The sequence below is a fragment of the Moorena sp. SIO4E2 genome (assembly GCF_010671945.1).
In the GTDB taxonomy this organism is placed as follows: Bacteria; Cyanobacteriota; Cyanobacteriia; order Cyanobacteriales; family Coleofasciculaceae; genus Moorena; species Moorena producens.
The window spans coordinates 1-3,286 of record NZ_JAAHIE010000699.1 but is presented as its reverse complement, the minus strand read 5'-3'; the positions used below and the strand labels follow the sequence as shown (position 1 = coordinate 3,286).

Sequence of the window (3,286 nt, the reverse complement as noted above, 5' to 3'; positions counted from 1 at the left end):
TCCTGATCTTCCTAGTTAACTCTCTTCACTATTCAAACACAGCTTATTGATAGCACAGCTTATTGACATAAAACTTGACATAGTTCAATGAGACCGTTTATATCATAAAATGCCAATTTTTTTTTTAATTGTAATCAAACTTTATATAAATAATACTTAATTAATGTATAAGGGTTTATTATACTTATAGGTGTTATAGTTATAGCGGTTTTAATAGTAATGATTTATACAGAATTTTTTCCCATTGTTCCTAGCAGGTTCCTCTAGAAACTAGCTAAGCAGTCAGCAGTCAGCAGTCAGCGGTCAGTGGTCAGCTTATTTTATTAAAAAGCACCTCAATTAGCGTGGCACAGGCTTTGGCCTTTGGCCACGCTGTGCGAACGACGCTGGGACGTAACAGAGATTAAACAAATGCTTACCTCTTTTATTCAAAAGCTGACGGCTGACGGCTGATAGCACCTCAAGTAGCACCATCTGTAGCGCATATGCTTACGCCGTCTCAAATGTTTGGTAGCTATCGATTTAAAAATCGGAGAGTTTTTGCCAGAATATATAGGCAAGATGCCGTTTTATTTAGCAGCGTTAGATGACAAAATGAGGCTAGAAGAGGAGAATTCTGCCATAGGAATTATTCTTTGCAAGTCTAAGGAAAGACCATTGTGGAATATGCCTTGAAGGAGTCAAACAAACCGATTGGTGTTGCTACTTATCGAATAGTTTCAACGTTACCACAACAATTGCAGAATCAACTTCCTGCACCTGAACAACTGGCTCTGTTATTGGAGGGGGTGGAGTGATAGTAAGCAGTCAGCATTCAGTAGTCAGCAGTCAGATTTGTGGCATAGACTTCGACGCTGTCACATAACTCAGATTAAACGAATGTTGACCTGTTTTATTCAAAAGCACCTCGCCCATAAGCTGATAGCTGATAGCTGATAGCTGAACGCGCATTAGCTGATAGCTGAACGCGCATTAGCTGAATGCTTACCAATTTCCGGGTCAAACAGTAAAAAGCTTCAATCCTCCAAAAAACCACTTTCTCTGAAGAAGGAGAGGTAAGTTTTAAATAAATCCTGATTAACCTCCGGTAACTTGATCCCACTTCCCCTTAAACCATCAACCACATTGCGACAATCGTACTCAATTAAGTTTGTTATGTTCGACGGTGATTCCGGGAAGTTGGGTAAGTAAGGGTAGAGAGGATTTTCAATATCCTCTATTAACTTAGAACGCCAATCAGTATAGTCAATTTCTTCCAAGCTATAGCCCAGGAATCGCACCCAGTCAAAAATCTCCCTCAGAGACACCGATTTTGGATTAATTAAATGGAATGCTTTCCCAAATAAACGGTTTTGTTGTGAGAGACAAACAATCGCTCGGCTAACATAATCTACTGGGACAAGGTTTTCTGCTAAACCACTCCAGCTAGGAAAACTTTTGAGTTGAATACATCCTTTCACCCGTCGTGAGAGTAAGTCATCGAAACTAGAGACACCGGTTTGACTGTGACCACTAATTCTCGAAGGTCGATAGATAGTTATGGGCAAACCGCGCTTGGCAGCTTGCCAAACTAACTGCTCTGCTACCCACTTGGTCTGAACATAGCCTACTTTTGGTAAATCATCATGATTGGCAGTGGCTGACTCGAGCATGGGTTGGTCAGTTTGGGATGTTGATAACACGCTTATGGTAGAAACGTAATGAACAGGTTTCAGCTTCCCTAGACTGGCCAGTCTCAACACCTCTTGGGTTCCCAAAACATTCGCATCTTTTAAAAGAGGGTAAGACCACACATGATTAACATAGGCTCCAGCGTGATAAACAACATCAATTGCTTGGCATAAATTATTATACTCAGTTGCTGAGAGTCCAAAACCACTGGTTCCTAAATCTCCGATGATGGGAATAATTCGAGATGTAAAATTCTCACGCCATAATCCAGTTGCTTCTAACTTGTTCAATAGTCTTTCTTTGCCAGCATCTATATGCTCGGCGCGAACCAAGCAATAGACAGTAGCAGTAGTTGTGGTCAAGAGTTCAGAAAGTAAGTAAGTTCCCAAGAAACCCGTTGCACCGGTTAGGAAAATTCGTTCCATTGGACTGACGATTGGCGCGATCGCAGTTGATGGCTGAATATCTGGATCTAAAGCAGCTTCTGCGTCTAAATCCCAAGTCTGGGATTGATAGTTTCCAGTTACTAAAGCTTGGTCGATTGCACTAGTCAAATCAGAAACAGAGGGATAATCAAACAATGCCCTTAGAGATAAATTAATTTCGAAGGCTTCACGAATGCGAAACATCAGTTGAGTAGCCAATAGAGAATGACCACCTAACTCAAAGAAACTATCCTCAAGGCTAATGCTCTGAGGGTGCAGGGAGAGAATTTCGGCAAAAAGACTAGCGATCCGAATTTGACTGTCTGTCTTCGGTGCAACGAAGTCACTGCTGTGGCTGAAGGCAGCATCAGGGGCAGGTAACGCTTTGCGGTCTATCTTACCACTGGGAGACAGGGGTAATGACGTCAGGGGCACCACTACACTGGGAACCATGTAGTCTGGTAACTGTTGTCTGATATACTCTTTCAGGGCGCTGATGTCAAGATCATCATCCCCAACTACATAGGCTACCAAGCGCTTGTTTCCTGGGGTATCTTCCCGGGGGATGACGACGCATTCCTGCACCTGCTGGTAGCCACTGAGTAAAGATTCAATTTCCCCGAGCTCAATCCGAAAGCCTCGGATTTTGACTTGATGGTCAATGCGACCGAGGAATTCAATATTGCCATCTGGTAAATACCGAGCCTTATCCCCAGTTTTGTAGAGTCGAGCCCATGGATTATCTGGATGGTGAATAAATCGCTCTGCCGTTAGCTCAGGGCGATTTACATAACCCCGAGCAAGCCCCACCCCGCCAATGTATAGCTCACCGGCAACCCCAATTGGAACTGGCTGGAAAGCTTCGTTGAGCAAATGGATGTGACAATTACAGATGGGTTTTCCAATCGGGGGCAGGGTTGGCCATTGAGCAACGTCTTCTGGCAGGGTAAAAGCTGTCACCACATGACTCTCAGAAGGCCCATACTGGTTATGGAGGGTACATCCGGGCAAACGCTCCATCAAATTGCGAATGGCTCCAGAGATTTGTAACTGTTCTCCTGCGGTAATGATGTCTTGCAAGTGGGTGGGCAATGATGGTGCTTTTTCTGCCACTATTGCTAACTGTTGTAACCCAACAAAGGGTAAGAATAAACGAGCAATGTTTTCCTGGTTGAGTGTGGACAACAGTG

General features: G+C 43.5%; 1 protein-coding gene and 1 pseudogene. One reads left to right on the top strand and one right to left on the bottom strand.

The genetic code is table 11. The features are described 5' to 3' along the window. Window positions 1-492: 492 nt before the first annotated feature. Window positions 493-797 (top strand): annotated as a pseudogene (locus tag F6K37_RS45065) (PDDEXK nuclease domain-containing protein); the annotation flags it as partial. Window positions 798-1,016: 219 nt separating this feature from the next. Here F6K37_RS45065 and F6K37_RS35620 read toward each other — a convergent pair. Next, window positions 1,017-3,286, bottom strand: a 2,270-nt coding sequence (locus F6K37_RS35620) for a thioester reductase domain-containing protein (RefSeq protein ID WP_287255618.1), incomplete at its 5' end; no start/stop codon positions are given.